Annotated in this window: 17 protein-coding genes and 1 riboswitch; all 17 genes read right to left on the bottom strand. The window is 57.3% G+C overall.

Features of this window, described 5'->3' with window-relative positions:
• Window positions 1-118: 118 nt before the first annotated feature.
• The 17 genes from K8I01_00520 to K8I01_00440 all read right to left on the bottom strand — a co-directional run bounded on the left by K8I01_00520 (window position 119) and on the right by K8I01_00440 (window position 16299).
• Entirely contained in the window at window positions 119-817 is a 699-nt protein-coding gene (locus tag K8I01_00520) for a phosphoadenylyl-sulfate reductase (protein ID MBZ0218904.1), read from the bottom strand.
• The gene (locus tag K8I01_00515) at window positions 786-1310 is read right to left on the bottom strand and encodes a universal stress protein (protein MBZ0218903.1); all 525 of its coding nucleotides are present in this window, start codon (window positions 1308-1310) and stop codon (window positions 786-788) included. Before K8I01_00515 ends, K8I01_00520 begins: the two co-directional genes overlap by 32 nt.
• Before the next feature lies 1 nt (window position 1311).
• Complete coding sequence (locus tag K8I01_00510; GenBank protein ID MBZ0218902.1) at window positions 1312-2739, bottom strand: DASS family sodium-coupled anion symporter; 1428 nt, start codon at window positions 2737-2739, stop codon at window positions 1312-1314.
• A gap of 24 nt (window positions 2740-2763) precedes the next feature.
• Entirely contained in the window at window positions 2764-3954 is a 1191-nt protein-coding gene (locus K8I01_00505; protein MBZ0218901.1) for a radical SAM protein, read from the bottom strand.
• A gap of 28 nt (window positions 3955-3982) precedes the next feature.
• Window positions 3983-4807 carry a molybdopterin-synthase adenylyltransferase MoeB gene (gene moeB, locus K8I01_00500; protein ID MBZ0218900.1) on the bottom strand — a complete coding sequence of 275 codons (825 nt, stop codon included), beginning with the start codon at window positions 4805-4807 and terminating at the stop codon, window positions 3983-3985.
• A 188-nt stretch (window positions 4808-4995) separates the two neighbouring features.
• Window positions 4996-5451 (bottom strand): M67 family metallopeptidase, encoded by a 456-nt coding sequence (locus K8I01_00495; protein MBZ0218899.1) that lies wholly within the window; start codon window positions 5449-5451, stop codon window positions 4996-4998.
• A gap of 69 nt (window positions 5452-5520) precedes the next feature.
• Window positions 5521-6474 carry a cysteine synthase gene (locus K8I01_00490; GenBank protein MBZ0218898.1) on the bottom strand — a complete coding sequence of 318 codons (954 nt, stop codon included), beginning with the start codon at window positions 6472-6474 and terminating at the stop codon, window positions 5521-5523.
• Between the two features lie 265 nt (window positions 6475-6739).
• The gene (locus tag K8I01_00485; protein MBZ0218897.1) at window positions 6740-6976 is read right to left on the bottom strand and encodes an NIL domain-containing protein; all 237 of its coding nucleotides are present in this window, start codon (window positions 6974-6976) and stop codon (window positions 6740-6742) included.
• A complete protein-coding gene (locus K8I01_00480) occupies window positions 6973-7254 on the bottom strand; it encodes a MoaD/ThiS family protein (protein MBZ0218896.1) in 282 nt (93 codons plus the stop codon). The genes K8I01_00485 and K8I01_00480 overlap by 4 nt, the downstream gene beginning before the upstream one ends.
• Window positions 7255-7352: 98 nt before the next feature.
• Window positions 7353-7589, bottom strand: a complete 237-nt coding sequence (locus tag K8I01_00475) for a sulfurtransferase TusA family protein (GenBank protein ID MBZ0218895.1) — start codon at window positions 7587-7589, stop codon at window positions 7353-7355.
• A gap of 9 nt (window positions 7590-7598) precedes the next feature.
• Window positions 7599-8549, bottom strand: coding sequence for a 4Fe-4S binding protein (locus tag K8I01_00470; GenBank protein ID MBZ0218894.1), 951 nt, complete (start codon window positions 8547-8549; stop codon window positions 7599-7601).
• 133 nt (window positions 8550-8682) lie between these two features.
• The gene (locus tag K8I01_00465) at window positions 8683-9936 is read right to left on the bottom strand and encodes a threonine synthase (protein ID MBZ0218893.1); all 1254 of its coding nucleotides are present in this window, start codon (window positions 9934-9936) and stop codon (window positions 8683-8685) included.
• Window positions 9937-10036: 100 nt separating this feature from the next.
• A riboswitch (SAM riboswitch) is annotated at window positions 10037-10154 on the bottom strand.
• A 235-nt stretch (window positions 10155-10389) separates the two neighbouring features.
• Complete coding sequence (locus tag K8I01_00460) at window positions 10390-11304, bottom strand: outer membrane beta-barrel protein (GenBank protein ID MBZ0218892.1); 915 nt, start codon at window positions 11302-11304, stop codon at window positions 10390-10392.
• 52 nt (window positions 11305-11356) lie between these two features.
• On the bottom strand, window positions 11357-11665 hold the full coding sequence (locus K8I01_00455; protein ID MBZ0218891.1) for a transcriptional regulator: 309 nt from the start codon (window positions 11663-11665) through the stop codon (window positions 11357-11359).
• A gap of 304 nt (window positions 11666-11969) precedes the next feature.
• Window positions 11970-13607, bottom strand: coding sequence for a putative manganese-dependent inorganic diphosphatase (locus K8I01_00450; protein ID MBZ0218890.1), 1638 nt, complete (start codon window positions 13605-13607; stop codon window positions 11970-11972).
• A gap of 101 nt (window positions 13608-13708) precedes the next feature.
• A complete protein-coding gene (locus K8I01_00445) occupies window positions 13709-14683 on the bottom strand; it encodes a deoxyhypusine synthase family protein (protein ID MBZ0218889.1) in 975 nt (324 codons plus the stop codon).
• A gap of 32 nt (window positions 14684-14715) precedes the next feature.
• The gene (locus K8I01_00440; GenBank protein MBZ0218888.1) at window positions 14716-16299 is read right to left on the bottom strand and encodes a peptide chain release factor 3; all 1584 of its coding nucleotides are present in this window, start codon (window positions 16297-16299) and stop codon (window positions 14716-14718) included.
• Between the last annotated feature and the right edge of the window lie 350 nt (window positions 16300-16649).

Raw genomic sequence — 16649 nt, 5'->3', positions numbered from 1 at the left:
ATAAGATGGGGATTTCAAATGCTCTGCTCTAATCCCCCCTTCCCCCCTTTAGAAAAGGGGGAATTCAACAGGACAGCAGTGACCACTGCATATCGGACTTTGTCAACTCGCTATTCAGTTACTTGTGCAGCCCGCATTCAGTCTTCTGGAACCCAGCCCACCTTCCGGCCCTCGGGTCCTCGCCCGGCGCGACCGGCTTCGTGCAGGGCTCGCATCCGATGGAAGGATAGTTCTGGTCATGGAGCACGTTATAAGGCACGCCGTTGGCCTTTATGTATTTCCAGACGTCTTCCGAGGTCCACCTTACGAGCGGGTTGACCTTCGCGAGCCCGAACTTGGCGTCCCAGGATACGACCGGCGCGTTAGCCCTGGTGGGGGCCTGGTCCCTACGTATGCCGGTTATCCAGCACTTCAAGCCTGAAAGGGCCTCTGCCAGGGGTATCATCTTCCTTATATCGCAGCACTTGTCCGGCTGCTTCTTCCAGAGCTCGGGCCCGTGCTCGGCGGCCATCTCCTCAAGCGTGGATTTGGCCCCGTACCTCTCGGGTTTTATCCCATATTTGGCTATGAGCCTGTCCTTTACGTCGAGGGACTCCTTGAAGAGCAGATCGGTATCCAGATAGAATATCCTCGCGTCGGGCTTGATCTTCACGAGCATGTCGACAAGGGCCACGTCCTCGGCCCCGAAGCTGCAGGCGAGCGAGAGTTCGCTCGTCGAGAAGTTCTCGACGGCCCACCTGATCGCCTCTTCCGGCGACTTGCCTTCGAGGCTGTCGCTGACTTTCTTAAGCTCTTCCTCTGTCCACTTCCTTGACATCTTTTTTATCCTCCTTTATAGGTCCCTGGCCGCCCGTAAAGACGATGACCTCGCACGGCGCTTTTTCGGCCACTTCGTCCGCATAGCTCCGCTGGAAGTACCTTAATATCGCCCTTTCTTTCCTCTTCACGAGCACTGCCGTTGTTATGCCCATCCCCTCTATCGTGGATAGCACCTTTTCGACCGGCTCCCCGGCCTCCATGAGCGGCTCGAAAGCCACCCCCTCCTCCATAGTCCTTATCTGCACTTTCCCGAGCTCTTCGTAGCCCCTCTGCCTGTACTCCTTCATTATGGCCTCGGAGACCTGTGATGAAGGCCTGTCGCCGATGAAACCGATATCCGAGAAGGTGTCGAATACGTCGTCAGCGGCGCCGGCGGCGATGAGGTAGAGGACCACTAGCGTGGACCTCTCCTCCTTCGCCCTCCTGACGGCGAACTCTACGGCCTCCTCAGAGGCCACATTGGACGGGAGCACAAGTAGCAGCCTCTTCAACTCAATACCCCATGCCTATGAGCGGCCACCAAAGGGCCGCTACGAGATTAAAGGCCAGCCATGCCAGCACGAACATTATGAAGCCGCCTTTCGCGCTGTCCCTTATGGATATGTAGTTCGAGGACGCGGCTATGGCTATGGCCGGCGTGCCCATCGGGAACATGAAATCGAGTCCGGCTGGGACGGCTATCGCGTAGGTCAGCAGCACCGGGTCGATAGAGAGGGACTGGGCCATACCGATGCTCACCGGCAGCAGTATGGCTATGACCGCGGCGTTGCTGATGGCGGCTGTAAGCAGTATGGACAGGAAAGAGAAGAGCGCGAATACAGTCCACGGCCCGCCCGTCCAGTTTGCGACCAGCGAGGAGACCATCCACTTGGCCGCGCCGCTCTTGTCGAGCGCCGACCCGAGCACTATGGCCCCGCCGTACATGAGTATTATACCCCAATTGACGTTTTCCTCTACATCTTTCCACCTGACGAGCCTCAGGACGAACATGGCCACCACCGAGATAAGGGCGACCGCCGAAAGGCCGAAGGACTCGCCCAGGAAAGCCCATGCGAGTATTGTCACGAGCAGCACGGTGCCCACCGAGTACTCGGAGTAGGTCATCTTCCCGAGTCCCTTGAGCCTCTTCGTCACGATGCCCTGCGCGCTCTCGACCTTATCGATGTCGACGGGAAAGAAGTACTTGAGTATGATGTAGCCCGCCAGGAGCATTACCATCACCAGCGGGAAGACCGCCACCGAGTATTCTAGGAACCCTATCCGGCTCCCGGTCGTCTCTTGCAGTATGCCGACCGCGAGAGGCACCCTCGCGCCGCCGAGGAAAGTGGCAACCCCGCCTATGACGCAGCCCCACGCGAGCGCGAAAAAGAGTATCTTCCCGTAGCTGGACCTCCCCGGCTTAAGGCCCAGGCTCTTCGATATCTCGAGGACTATGGGGAAGAGCATGGCCGCTACGGCGTGCTCGGACATGACGAACGAGAGCCCCGCGGCCAACAGGAATATGGTCAGCACAAGGCGCTTGGGCGAGCTCCCGAACCTGCTCATCATGAAGAGCGCTACTCTCGCGGCTATCCCGGAGTGCATGACGGCCCCGGCGAGTATGAAGGCCCCGAGTATGAAAAAGACGGCCTCGTTCCCGAAAAGCGAGTAGGTCTCCTTCCTCGACAGCACGCCGAGGACGGGGACAAGCACCATGGCCAGTATGCCGGTCACGGCAAGCGGTATCGCGTTGGTTATCCATAGTACGAGGCAGAGGAGGAAAACGGCTATGGCGCTCTGGCCGACCGGGGTAAGCCCCTCGGGCACCGGCATCCGGAGAAAGAGGACGAAAAGGAGGGCCAGGACCGAGAAGAAAAGAGGCCTCAGGGCCCTAAGCGCCAGTATCAGCCATATGGGCCGCGTGTCTATCTTGACGCTCAACGGAAAACTCCGGAAAAAAAGACTTCAGTGCTCTGAATCAGGGTCCTTGTCCACGACCCTCAACTTCCTTCTGAGTGACGATAGCCCCCAGGCGGTCTTCATGCCGAGCCTGGATTTGTAGAAGCTGTCCATCAGGCCGCCTTTCGAGTCATCGACAAGGTCCCGTATCTCCGCCGGGGTCGTGACCATGCTCAGGTCCCTCACCCAGTTGAGGTTTACTTTCTTTTTCTTGACCGCCCTGTAGAGGTGCTTGTAGACCGGGAGTATTATCTCCGTCGTAAGCGGCTCTATCCTCAAGTCCTTCTCGGATGAAGGCCTGTATATGGGCAGCACGGGTACGACGCCCATGTCGGTCAGGTAGTCTATCCCCATGCAGGTCGACCCGGGCGGTTCAAGCCCCACGATGAGGTGCGAGGCGACGGTCCCGTTCGGGAAAATCTTCGCCGCGTGCCCGAGGGCCTCCATGTACCTTTTCCTCCCGATGAGGGCCGCCCTGCCAGGGCAGATAATCTCAAAGAGCTCCTTGTCGAATATCTCCAGGTTATAGAGGACCGAATCTGCACCCAGGGCGTATGTCTCGTCTATCCAGCGGTTCTCCTTCGGGGGAAGCGCCTCTACCGCCACGAGGCAGTTGTAACTCTTTTTTATTGCCGCTATATAGGGCCTGAGGAACTCTATCCCGCCGTCGTCGCCGGGGCTGAAGCCTATGGAGAGGTATATTATGCCGGAGGCCTTCTCATTCAAGATCGCGCCGACTGTCTCGAGGACCTCGTCGACCGTATATACCCGGTCCGGCCCGCCGGCCACGTTGAAGTTTCCGGCGCAGTACCTGCACTCTATGCTCCTGTTGAAAAAGTCGCACCGCTTTGAAGGCGTAACTACCGTGTAGCTCCCGTGCGAGGCGGCTATGTCCCGGAAGGGAACGCCTGTGGAGGTGCTCCCGCCGCAAAAGGCCGGCTTCGGAACGAGCTTAACCGGGACCTCGCCCTTGCCGTCGGTTATGAAATAGTCCTCCCCCGACCGCCTTATGGTGTAGGGCGAGTTCCTGGTAAAGACCTCCCTGCACGGTATGTTTACCAGCGTGTCCTGCGGGAGCAGTATGTCAATGCCCGAGGAGCCGCACGCCCACGCCTGGACCACGGGGTCGTTTATCCTTATCCCCCGGAGCATGAGGTCTATCTTGAGGGACGCAGGTTTATCCAGGTACTTTCCCATTCACCATCCGGTCTCGGGGCGGAAGCCATTACTTCTCGCAGGTGGCCGGCCTCAGTTCGCAGGCCTGTTCCTCATAGGCCTTGAGCGTTGTTATCGTCGGCCGCTCCCCGCAGAGCGCGCACTCCGGGTCCTTCCTGACCTTTACCTTCCTGAAGGTCATCTTGAGGGCGTCGAATACCATGAGGTGCCCCTCCAGGGGGTCGCCTATGCCGAGGAGGAGCTTAATGGCCTCGACAGCCTGAAGGACCCCTATTACGCCAGCCAGCGCCCCGAGAACCCCGGCCTCCTGGCAGCTCGGAACGAGCCCCTTTGGCGGCGGCTCGGGATAGAGGCACCTGTAGCACGGGAAGCCCTTCGCGGGATGGAAGACCGAGACCTGGCCGTCGAACCTGAACATGGAGCCGGAGACCAGCGGCTTCTCTTCGAAGAAGCAGGCGTCGTTCATGAGGAACCTGGTCGGGAAGTTGTCGCTCCCGTCGAGGACGACATCGTATTCCCTTATTATCTCCCTTATGTTGTCCTCGGTAAGACGACCGTGGAAAGGCACGACCTTGACGTCCGGGTTGAGCTTCCCGATGGTCTCCTTCGCCGAATGCACCTTGGGCTTCCCTATGCGCTCGGTATTGTGGATGACCTGGCGCTGGAGGTTACTCAGGTCCACGCAGTCGCCGTCGGCCATGCCGATAGTGCCCACGCCCGCGGCCGCGAGATAAAGAAGTGCCGGGGAGCCGAGGCCGCCCGCGCCGAGCACAAAGACCCGGCTCTTAAGGAGCTTCGCCTGCCCCCTGCCGCCGACCTCCGGAAGTATGATATGCCTTGAGTACCGCTCTATCTGTTCCTCGTTGAAATCCATCTTCCCAAAAACCCTCCTCTGCAATGTCCGTAATGCAAAAAAACCCCTCGCGGGGCAGAGTGCGCCTTTTAAGCCGGGCGGCTAGACTTAATCATCCAGTAAGGACTAATTCAGGGCTCGACAGGAAAAAACCCCAGACGACTCATTGGCGCGGCGGCGGGAACCAAACCCTTATCCGCCACCGGCCCTCAGCCTTTCTCGTTTATCTTGATGCTTTCTTCCTTGAAAGGCCCTTTCTCGTCCTCTATCATCCAGCTCCTTACCGATACGTCCTTGCCGCCCTTGACGGATATGATGAAATACGAGTAGCCGGGCTGGCCCCATTCCCTGTCGGTCTCGGAAGGCTTGTCCGGGTGGTCGGGATGGGAGTGATAGAAGCCCATCACGTCCATGCCCTGGGTCCTTGCTATCTTATCTATGAGGTTAAGCTCCTTGGGGTCTATGATATACCTGTCATGGGCGCGCTCGGTATTGACGTTAGACGCCCTCTGCGCCTCGAATATCCTCCGGGCCGTGTAGGTGGTCCCCACCAGCACCCCGCAGCACTCGTGCGGGTAGGATTCTTTGGCGTGGTTTATTATCTCGTCGTAGGCGGACCTGGATATATGGATTACGCTCTTCCCTATGCCGAGGAATGAAAGCACTTGAGATTCTCCTTTAAGTATTACCTATAATTAATTAAAAAGTCTACTGTTTTAGACTTGTCTTATCTATCAGGCTTCCCAGAGACGCGTTGAGAGGTACTTGTCCCCTCCGTCCGGGAAGATCGCTACCACGACACCCTTCTTAAGCTTTTTAGCGACCTCCAGGGCGGCCCACATGGCCGCGCCAGAGGACTGGCCCACGAGCAAGCCCTCTTCCCTGGCAAGCCTCTTTGCCATCTCATAAGACTCTTCCGTCGGGGCCGGTATCTTCTCGTCGAGCTCTTCTTCATGGTAGATGCCCGGCACTATCGAGGAGGCCATGTGCTTCAAACCTTCGAGGCCGTGGAAAGGGGTCGCGGGCTCGACGGCTATGACCCTTATGTCTTTGCTGTACTCCTTTAGCCTCCTGCCGGTGCCCATGACCGTGCCGCCGGTGCCGATGGAGGCGACGAAATGGGTGACCCTGCCGCCGGTCTGCTCGTATATCTCAACGCCGGTCCCGTTGAAATGAGCGAGCGGGTTCGAGGGGTTGTTGTACTGGTCGAGCTTGCAATATTTTTCGGGGTCGTCCACGTAGAGCTTCCAGGCGAGCCTTATCGCGCCGTCCGAGCCTTCGAGGGGGTTCGAGAAGATGACCTTGGCCCCGAAGGCGTGGAGTATCTTCTTCCTTTCCTCGCTCACGTTAGCGGGCACGACCAGCTCGACCTTGTAGCCCTTCACGGCCCCTATCCAGGCATAGGCAATGCCGGTATTCCCCGAGGTCGAGTCGAGGATGACCTTGTCTTTCGTAAGCCTGCCGCTCGCCTCTGCGTCCTCTATCATGTTAAGGGCAGCCCTGTCCTTTACCGAGCCGCCGGGGTTGTAGCCCTCGAGCTTGGCGTATACCTCGACCTCGGGAGGAAGGTCCCTGGCGATATTGTTGATTTTTACAAGGGGTGTGTTGCCGACCAGGTCAAGAACCGAGTTTTTTGCCATGGAGAAAGCCTTTTCCGGCAGCGCTTCCAGAAGCCGTTGTCCTCTCATTGACTATACCTCCCCAAGGGGGGTGAAATTCCGCTCAAAATGAACCGGTACGGCTAGCGGTGAATACCTTAGTAAGCTTCTCAAGTTTATAATACCTTAGTATATTTGTCAACATATTTAGGCCGGCAAACCTTGAAAAAAACCATATCAGGACATAAAAAAAACCCCGTCCTCATGGGGCGGGGTTCAGGTTTTTAAAAGCCGTTCAGGCTCGCCGATGAGACCGGGGCCAGCCCCGGTCCAGGGGAAAAGGCCAGCGCCCGCGCTATTCGATAATATCGAGCTCTATGGGTTCTACCTTGACGCCCTTCTCGATTAAATACTGTATCGCCTTCTCTATCTCCTCCGGCTCTCCTTCCAGCTCGAGCGCGACGAGCCCTATCTTGTCGGAAACGGTCGCCTGCCTGATGTTCGTTACTACCTCGAACTTCTTGCCGACATGGTAAAGGAGTGGCTCCTTTACCTGTTCCTTGGGATAGGTGAGATAGACCCTCTTTTTCAAAGCGCGCCTCCGGCGATTGCTGGGATTATGGACAGCTCGTCATTCTCCTTGAGCCTGGTGTCCATGTTCTCCTTGAACCTGATGTCCTCGTCGTTCAGGTAGATGTTCACGAATCTCCTGAGCTTGCCGTCCTCTTCGCAGATCCTCTCCTTAAGGCCGGGGTAGTTCCTTTCCAGGTCCTCGATAATCTCTGCGATGTTCGCGCCCGTTGCGGTGACCTCATCCGAGCCGTTGGTGAGCTTGCGGAGCGGGGTCGGTATCCTGACCTTGATAACCATATTCTCCAATCCTCCTATCGGAATTCCTTGCTGTATTGGCTTCCCGCTTAAGCGTCAAGGGCAGAGGACGTCCGCGACTTCCGGAAAGGCCCGCCCGTTCAGCTCTTCTCGACCTTGAGCCTGAAGAAGTCCCCTTCCTTCTTGACCTCAATTATCCTGTGCCCCTCTTCCTTGATGGATTTGGGCACGTTCTGTATGGGTTCGCCGGAATCGAGTATCACTTCCAGGACCTCGCCGGGGTTCATCATCTCGAGCTTCAATTTGGTCTTTACGAAGTTGATGGGGCACATGACACCCCTCAAGTCTATCGTTGCGTCTGTCCTGGATTCAGCCATCACCCCGCCTTAAGCCTTAACGGCTTCGTTATTCTGAAATACCGGCTCCATGAACTTGAGGTAATTATCAAGCCCCACCCTCTTAAGGGTGTTCCCTATTCTCTCGCCCCTTTTGCCGTTCGCGTTGTACCATTCTATGGTCATCCTTATGGCGTCCGCGACCTTCTCGTCCGGAAGGAAGCTGCATACCTCCACGGCTTCCATGGGGTGTCGTCCGTGCTTGCCGCCTATCCTGACTATATGACCGTACCTCTTGGGCCTCCAAGCCTCGGTCGGGCACGCCCTGATGCAATCGCCGCAGTAGATGCACTTCAAGGGGTCGAATATGGGTTTTCCGGTGTCCGGGTCAGACTCTATCGCCCCTTCCTTGCAGGCTTCCGAGCAGATGGTGCAACCGGTGCAGGCCTCCTCTTCCCATTTCGGGTCGACCACGCCCTGGAAGCCCAGGTCCATCTCCTTGGTCCTGGCGCAGTCTATCGGGCAGCCAGAAAAAGAGGTCTTGAACTTGTGCGGGGTCGGAGTGCCAAAGAAGGTCTGGTCGACCATCTCCGCCATCTTCTGCGTGTCAGTAAGGCCGTTCGGGTTGTACTCGCACCCGCCGCAGGCCGTAGGGACCCTGACCCTCGGGCCGCAGGAGGCGACCTTCTGCCCTATCTTCTCAAGCTCCGCGACTATCGCGTTGAACTCCTTGTAGTCAACATAGAGTATCTCAAGGGACTGGCGGAAGCTGAAGTGGACGACGCCCTTTTTGCTGTATTTGTGGGCAATCTTCGATATCTCTATCAGCTTTTCGGTGGTGAGCTTGCCGCCCGGGCAGCGCAGACGCACCGTAAAGAGGTCCTTCTGTCTCTGCTTTATGAAGCCGCCGGACTTAAGGTCGTTAAAGTCCATCTTCTGCTGGGCGCCTTCCAGGTTTACCGTTACCTTGGTTGTCTTATCCTGAATGAAATGGTCGGTCATGACTGTTAAAAGAACTCTCCCTTCTCTTGGTATGGGGCCGTTCCCATGAACGGGGCTCTACCCCTTTGCGACAATCCGGGCGCGACAGGTACTATGATACCAGAAAAAACACGGGAAATAGAAGCGAAAAATCCTATGCCTTTACGGCGTATTCCCTGCCCCCGGCCTTAACGAGGTCGTCGAACTCCTGGAGCCTGGCGTTTATGACCGTGGGCTCCTTGAGCTTCCCGTAGAGGGCCTCCTGGGTCTTCAAGCCGTTCCCGGTTATGGAGACGACGATGGATTCGTCCCTCGGGATCCTGCCGGACTCGATGAGCTTCTTTGCGGCCCCGAGCGTCACCCCTCCGGCGGTCTCGGCGAATATGCCCTCGGTCTCAGCCAGGAGCTTCATGGCCTCTATAATCTCCTCGTCGGTCACGTTCTCGCCCCAGCCGCCCGTCTCCCTCATGACCTTGGCCGAGTAGTAGCCGTCGGCAGGGTTCCCGATGGCCAGCGACTTGGCTATCGTATTGGGGCGCACCGGGCGGATGAGCTCGCTCCCCTCTTTTACGGCGTTCACTATCGGGGAGCACCCCGCGGCCTGTGCCCCGTAGATCCTGGCCGTGTTCTCCGGGATGAGGCCCAGGGTGTGGAACTCCTTGAAGGCCTTGTGTATCTTGGTTATGAGAGACCCGCCCGCCATGGGCACGACAACATGCTTCGGGGTCCTCCAGCCGAGCTGCTCGGCTATCTCGTAGCCGAATGTCTTGGAGCCCTCGGCGTAGTAGGGCCTGATATTGATGTTAACGAATGCCCAGCCGTATTTTCCCGCTATCTCGCTGCAGAGCCTGTTCACCTCGTCGTAGGTCCCTTTTATGCTGACGACGGTCGCGCCGTAGACGAGCGTGCCGAGTATCTTGGTCTGCTCGAGGTCGTACGGGATGAAGACGAAGCTCTCCATGCCGCAGGCGGCGGCGTTAGCGGCGACCGAATTCGCGAGGTTCCCTGTCGAGGCGCAGGAGGCCACGGTGAAGCCCAATTCCCTGGCCCTGGAAAGGGCCACAGAGACGACCCTGTCCTTGAACGAGAGGGTCGGGTAGTTCACCGCGTCGTTCTTGATGTAGAGCTCCTTTACGCCTAGCGCCTTGGCCAGGTTCGACGCGCGCACGAGGGGCGTGTACCCGACCTGGCCGCCCACCGTGGGCTCGCCGTCTATCGGGAGGAGCTCCTTGTACCTCCACATGTTCGGGGCGCGCTTCTCGATCGTCTCCCTCGTAAGAACGCCTTTCATCCTGTCGTACTCGTATGCGACCTCAAGCGGGCCGAAGCACAGCTCGCAGACGTGGAGCGCCTCTTTGGGGTACTCCTTCCCGCACTCTCTGCATTTCAACGCCTTCATGTAGCTCATCTGGTACCCTCCTTTAATCTCTGTGCGAGCGGTTCGGTTTGAACAGGCCAAAAAAAAACCCCTTCTCTGGTTGATAAGAAGAGGCGCCGTTCATGACCTTTTCTTATCTTCCAAGGCTTCAAGCCTTGCTGGAATTAGCACCTGGCGTTCCGTTTTTGAAAACGGAACCGGTTGCTGTGGCTTCACAGGGCCAGTCCCTCTGCCACTCTCGATAAGAGCATCGAATATTCAATTTTGGGCCGCGTGGCTGTGTCCGCGGGTTGATGCCGGTCTTTTCCTCCAGGGTCTCAGCTTGACGGCTTTTGACGGATGGAAGGAATTTTACAGTCCAGACTTATAATACAACTACTCTCCCTTGTCAAGAGCTATTTGCCCGGGCGGGGGCGGGCAAATGACCGAACGCGCCCTGCCAAAAGCTCTCTCCTATTGATATGATTATAGCACAGCTATTTTTCAAAACCTGTAGTTCAGGCCGAGGGAGAAGGCCCTGGAATCCCAGTTTACCCCGTTAAGCCGCGTATCGGCGGCCCCGCCCGCGGCGAAATAAGTCCTGTCGGTCCCCGATGAAGTGCTCCAGTCCTGGAGGTCGAAGGAGCCTGCCAACGACCACCTGTCATCCAGGGCGTATTCCGCGCCGAGGCTCACTACGACCCCACTGCCGTCGGCCCAGTGCTCGAAGCTATTCGGGTGGGCGAAATCGGCCCGGAGGTTCCAGTTTGCGACCGCGTTGTAGTAGGCGACATGGTACTCTAACGAGCCCGAGACCGTAAGCCTCTTGTAGGCGTATTCGATATCGACCCCGGCCCACGGCCCGGCCCATGATGCGGAGTAGGTGCTGTCGAGCCCGGGGAAAGGCCCCAGGGGGGGAAAGCCCGGCGAGGTCACGGTCTGGAAGCCGTCGGTTATGGTGAGGTTCTGCCGATGATATGAAAGGCCGGCAATCGGTGCGATGGCCAGCCTGCCGCCTGTGAGAGCTGGCCTGAATACATACCCGACCCCGCCCGAGAGGTCCCAGAAGTCGCCGCTGTCCGACCTGTTCTCGGAGCGCGATATTTCATTGGTCCTGTTATTACCGGCGTAATCGGAATCCTGGTTTTCCCCGCTGACTATAAAGGCGTAGGCTGCTTGCCCCCTCAGGTAGACACGGCCGATGTATATGCGGGCCCTGCCCTTGAGTTGATAGCTCTCAAGGTCCTTCCAGGTAAGCTCTGAGAGGATATTGACGCCGCCGCCGGCTATCGACCAGTCGAGGTTATCTACCCTCTTCCCGGCTGAGAAGGAAATTTTTACTTCCTCTTTAGCGGCGAGCGCAGGCTGGGGGATGCTGCATAGGAGGACGGCGGCTATTACGAAAAAGATTTTTCTCATCAAATGAACGGAAATCCGCACGGGCTAATTAAAAATGGCAAGTTATAACAGGTCAGCCGCCTTTTATGCCGAACCTGGTCTCGGTTATCCCCTCGGACTTGCATACCGGACACCTTGAAGGAGTCCTGAGCCTTTCCCTTTTCCTGAAGACGAAGCCGCAGTCAAGGCACTCGGAAGGCTCGACAACGAACTCACGTCCTCCCTGCTTTCCCTTATGGAACGACCTTGCGATATGCTCAAGGTGCTCAAGGACGTCCTTCTCGCGGATGCCGACCGCGCCGGATATCTCCTTCGAGGTAAGCATTCGTCCGCTTATCGCTTCGATTATCAGTTGCCGTATGGTCAGGTCTTTTCGGTCCACGGGGCAATGGGAAAATGCTTCAGGAGGCGCATTGAATAGAAAGACCTTCCACTTAGGAGGCAGTATAGCACAGGCCGGGTAAATGAATCAAAATTATTCAGCCGCCCTGAAGAGCGGCAAAGAAAAAGCGGTCCAGGCCGGGCCTGGACCGCTTTGGGACTTTCTTTCTCCCTGTCTTGAAAAGGCTGCTGAAAAACTCTAATCACATGCTGCTCAAAAAGTTCAAGATGCAAGGAGTCGAAAAATGAGGTATGAGGCGTACTTTTTTTGTACGCCGCAGATTGAGCTTCTTGAGCGGCCTGTGTCAGAATATCTCGTTAAAGACGCTCAGTATATGCGGCACCACCTGCTTTTTCCTGGATATCACGTTCTTAAGCTCGAATACCCCGTCCTTTACCTTCGGGTAGTTGAGCTTATAGAGCACCTCGTTTTCGCCCACGGCCAGAAGGAGCGACGTGCCCAGGGATATGTCGGTAACAAGGAGCCCCGCGAGCTTGAGGTCCTTTTCCTCCCTCTTCCTCAAGAGCACACCTGTAAGGCTTGCCGCCTCTTCGTGGAACTCGTCGAAGCCGATTATCTCGACCTGCCCTATGCCGAACTTCCTGCCCTTGGCCTCGAACACCTTGAAGTCGCCGGCAACCACTGCCTCCGCGCCCCTCTTCCTGAGGCTCGCGCTCGAGCCGAAGACCTCGGAGCCGAATGCGGCGTGGTCGAGTCCCGACTTCTCCTCGAGCCATTTGATTATTTCCCTGTCCCTGGCGGTCGTCGTCGGGGATTTGAGCATAACGGTGTCGGAGAGCACGCCGCCAAGAAGCAGCCCTGCGGTCTCTTTTTTTATCGGAGCCCCGGTCCTTTTATATAGCTCGGAGACGAGCGTCGAGGTTGAGCCGACCGGCTCGCAAATGAAGGGTATGGGCTGGGTGCAGGTGAAGTTACCTATCCTGTGGTGGTCCACGACCTCCATTATGTTAACGGCCTCTGCGCCGTCCACGGCCTGCGAAAGCTCGTTATGGTCCACGAGTACGAGGCTTGTCGACGGGGGTTTCAGGATGTCGGTCTTCGTTATGACGCCCTGCATCACGCCTTCGGAGTCGAGCACAATGAGGCCCGCGGCCGAGGCGGCCTTGAACTTGAAATCATCGACCAGGTCGTCGGGGGAGACGGTATCGAAGCTCGTCTCGCATATCATGGACGCCGGGGTGCTGACCCTCACCAGTATGGAAGTAGTGGCCGAGTCGAAAGGCGAGACTATTATGCTTACGCCGCGCCTCGACGCCTCCTGGGCGAGGCTTTCATCCACGTCGAAGCCTCCGGATATTATCAGGAGCCCTACTCCCTTCTCTACCGCCCTCTTCTGTATCTCGACCCTGTCGCCCACTATGAGCGCGCACCTCTTTGGATCTTCCTGTCCGAGTATGTACAGGAAGGCCTCCTCGGACATGGCGCCGATATAGACGGTGAATGTGATCTCACTCGTACCGAGCGAGTCGTTCCTGACCCTGGCTCCGAGGGTCTGGACTATGTTCCTGAGGGACGTGGTCACCTCTATCGAGTGCTCGGCCTCGAGATACCTCTTGGCGAGCTCCATGAGGGTCAATACCCCCTTGGGCCTCCCGTTCCCGTCGAGGACCGGCATGAACCGAACCTCCTCTTCCCTCATCAATTCCAGGACCCTGTGGAAGGGGGTATCCTCGTTCACTGTTACGACGCCTGTTGACATGATGTCACTTGCCTTGGGGCGGACGTCGGATATGTATTTAGGCGGCTGGACGTTAAAGTAATTGAGAATGAACTCGGTCTGGGGATTAAGGTCCCCTGCCCTGGCCGGGAGGAAGTCGCCCTCCCCGAGCGCGTTCTTAAGCTCCGCGAGCGCTATCGCCGAGCATATCGAATCTGTATCCGGGTTCTTGTGCCCTATTACGTATATCGCTTCCTTGCTCACTTCATCAATCTCCAGGCTGGATTCGGTTTAATCTCTCAACTCGCGTTCTGCAGGACTGACGGAACCTGACAGGCACCGGGAATCCCGAAGCCCTTAAGAAGCTACCATCCGAGCACCCACGCGAATATCAGGGGGGCAACGATGGTCGCGTCGGATTCGATTACGAACCTCGGGGTGTCGATAGAGAGCTTGCCCCAGGTTATCTTCTCGTTGGGCACGGCCCCGGAGTACGAGCCGTAGCTTGTGGTCGAATCGGATATCTGGCAGAAGTAGGTCCAGAACGATATATCCTTCATCTGGAGGTCCTGCCTCATCATGGGGACGACGCATATGGGGAAGTCCCCGGCTATGCCCCCGCCTATCTGGAAAAAGCCCACGCCCTGTCCCGGGCTGTTCTTCTTATACCAGTCCGCGAGCGCGACCATGTACTCTATTCCGGACTTGACCGTCGTGGCCTTGAGCTCCCCTGTTATGCAGTAGGAGGCGAAGATGTTGCCGAGGGTCGAGTCCTCCCATCCGGGGACGATTATGGGAAGGTTCTTTTCAGCGGCAGCGACAAGCCAGCTGTCCTTCTCGTCTATCTGGTAGTACTGCCTCAGCACTCCGCTTTTTATGAGCTCGTAGAAGAACTCGTGTGGAAGGCGGCTCTCGCCCTTGCCGTTCGCGGCCTTCCAGAGGTCGAATATGTGGGACTCGATCCTTCTTATGGCCTCGTCCTCGGGTATGCAGGTGTCGGTGACCCTGTTGAAGCCCTTCTCGAGGAGCTCCCATTCGTCGGCAGGGGAAAGGTCCCTGTAGCCCGGCACGCGCTTGTAATGGTCGTGCGCCACGAGGTTGAAGACGTCCTCCTCGAGGTTCGCGCCCGTGCAGGAGATTATGCTCACCTTGTCCTTGCGGATCATCTCGGCAAGCGATTTTCCGAGCTCCGCCGTGCTCATGGCCCCGGCAAGGGTTACCATCATCTTGCCGCCCTTGTCCATGTGGGCCTCGTAGGCCTTTGCCGCGTCGAGGAGCGCGGCCGCGTTGAAATGCAGATAGTGCTCCTCGATAAACCTGGATACGGCCCCTTTCTTCATCTCTACCCCCTTTGCAGCTTCTTTATAAACGCTCAATTATGCTCTCTCGTCCTGTAAAACGTTATGTCCGGCCACTGTTCTATCGTGTAGTTTAGCTGCCACTCGCTCGGCGCGAGATAGGCAAGGTTGCCTTCGGTGTCCCGGGCAAGGCGCATGGAATTCTTCTTCTCGAACTCCTCTATCTTCTTTCTCTCCCCGTCTATCCACCTGGCGCGCTGCGCCTCAATCGGCTCGTAGGCCGCGTCCACGCCGTACTCGTCCCTGAGCCTCGCCATTGTCACATCGAACTGGAGGGCCCCGACCGCTCCGAGTATGTAGTCGTTCCCGGCAACCGGCCTGAAGACCTGCACAGCCCCCTCTTCGGTAAGCTGCTCAAGCCCCTTCTGCAGCTGCTTTACCTTCATGGGGTTCTTGAGGATCACTCTCCTGAAATGCTCGGGCGCGAAGCTTGGGATGCCGGTAAACTTAAGGGGCTCCTTCTCGGTAAAGGTGTCCCCTATCATTATTGTTCCGTGGTTGTGGATGCCTATAATGTCGCCAGCGTAGGCCTCTTCGACATTGGTCCTGTCCTGGGCCATGAATATGGTCGCGTTCGAGAGGATAAGCTCCTTCCCGGTCCTGTGGTGCATGACCCTCATGCCCCTCTGGAACCTCCCCGAGCATATCCTTATGAAAGCTATCCTGTCCCTGTGCGCCGGGTCCATATTCGCCTGTATCTTGAAAGCGAAACCGGTGAAGGCCTCCTCTTGCGGATAAACTATCCTCTCGACGGCTGCCCGCGGCCCCGGCGGCGGCGCAAGCTCGACAAAGGCGTCGAGGAGCTCCCGTACGCCGAAGTTGTTTATGGCGCTCCCGAAGAAGACAGGCGACTGGCTCCCCCTTAAATAGTCATCCACGTCAAAGGGGTTTGCCGCGCCTTCTAGGAGCTCTATATCGTGACGTAGCTCCCTTGCCTGGCCGCCTAAAAGCTCGTCAAGGCGCTTATCACCTATGTCGGATATGACCACGCCGACGGAAGACCTCGTCTCCTCGCCGGGGGTAAAGAGCTGAAGCTCCTTCCTGTAGAGGCTGTAGACGCCCTTGAACGCCTTGCCCGAGCCTATGGGCCAGGAAAGGGGCGCGCATTCTATCTGGAGCTTGTCTTCAATCTGGGCGAGTATGTCAAGGGGGTTCATCCCCTCCCTGTCGAGCTTGTTTATGAAGGTCATGACCGGCGTGTTCCTCATGCGGCAGACGCCCATGAGCTTCTCGGTCTGGGTCTCGACTCCCTTTGCGGAGTCTATGACCATGAGGGCGCTATCGACAGCCGTAAGCACCCGGTAGGTGTCCTCGGAGAAGTCCTGGTGGCCTGGGGTGTCTAGGAGGTTCACCTCGAAGTCCCTGTAGTTGAACTTCATGACCGAGGTGGTGACGGAGATGCCCCTCTCCCTCTCGATGGCCATCCAGTCGCTTGTCGCATGGCGCGAGGCCTTCCTGGCCTTTACCGCCCCGGCAAGCTGTATGGCGCCGCCGTAAAGGAGGAGCTTTTCGGTAAGCGTGGTCTTGCCCGCGTCGGGGTGGCTTATTATGCCGAAGGTCCTCCGCCTCTCGATTTCCTTTTGAAGATTCCTGGACATTTTTTCCTGTCTTATGCTGAAAGCCCCCGGCTTACGTGGTCCGGGCCGCTACGGTAAAAAATAAAAAAATGGGCCTGGGAAGAAGGCCCATTCGAAAAAGGATTATACAATATCGGAGTGCGCCGGTCAACGGATAAAGAGCCCCCGCGCATGGCGAGTTATGGAAGCCACAATGCGGACAAGCGTGCTGGCTCCGGCAAGAATCGCGGGCGACTGCTCGAATAAAAGCGCTCCAGGCGGCGCAGCCTATACCGAGCCAGTTCCCGGAACAATAAACGCGCAGATTGACTTTTAGGCGTCGGTATGATATTTCTCGCCATGAAAATAAATGATTTCATTCGGAAAATCGC

The organism is Deltaproteobacteria bacterium (assembly GCA_019912665.1).
GTDB lineage: Bacteria > Desulfobacterota > GWC2-55-46 > GWC2-55-46 > GWC2-55-46 > UBA5799.
This window is presented reverse-complemented; position numbering and strand designations above follow the sequence as displayed.

Bases quoted from the DNA above. Each gene is read 5' to 3' on its own strand.
- K8I01_00475 (MBZ0218895.1), bottom strand. From the start codon at position 7,589: ATGGCTGAATCCAGGACAGACGCAACGATAGACTTGAGGGGTGTCATG.
- K8I01_00520 (MBZ0218904.1), bottom strand. From the start codon at position 817: ATGTCAAGGAAGTGGACAGAGGAAGAGCTTAAGAAAGTCAGCGACAGC.
- K8I01_00505 (MBZ0218901.1), bottom strand. From the start codon at position 3,954: ATGGGAAAGTACCTGGATAAACCTGCGTCCCTCAAGATAGACCTCATG.
- K8I01_00490 (MBZ0218898.1), bottom strand. From the start codon at position 6,474: ATGAGAGGACAACGGCTTCTGGAAGCGCTGCCGGAAAAGGCTTTCTCC.
- K8I01_00470 (MBZ0218894.1), bottom strand. From the start codon at position 8,549: ATGACCGACCATTTCATTCAGGATAAGACAACCAAGGTAACGGTAAAC.
- K8I01_00480 (MBZ0218896.1), bottom strand. From the start codon at position 7,254: ATGGTTATCAAGGTCAGGATACCGACCCCGCTCCGCAAGCTCACCAAC.
- K8I01_00445 (MBZ0218889.1), bottom strand. From the start codon at position 14,683: ATGAAGAAAGGGGCCGTATCCAGGTTTATCGAGGAGCACTATCTGCAT.
- moeB (MBZ0218900.1), bottom strand. From the start codon at position 4,807: ATGGATTTCAACGAGGAACAGATAGAGCGGTACTCAAGGCATATCATA.
- K8I01_00460 (MBZ0218892.1), bottom strand. From the start codon at position 11,304: ATGAGAAAAATCTTTTTCGTAATAGCCGCCGTCCTCCTATGCAGCATC.
- K8I01_00440 (MBZ0218888.1), bottom strand. From the start codon at position 16,299: ATGTCCAGGAATCTTCAAAAGGAAATCGAGAGGCGGAGGACCTTCGGC.
- K8I01_00465 (MBZ0218893.1), bottom strand. From the start codon at position 9,936: ATGAGCTACATGAAGGCGTTGAAATGCAGAGAGTGCGGGAAGGAGTAC.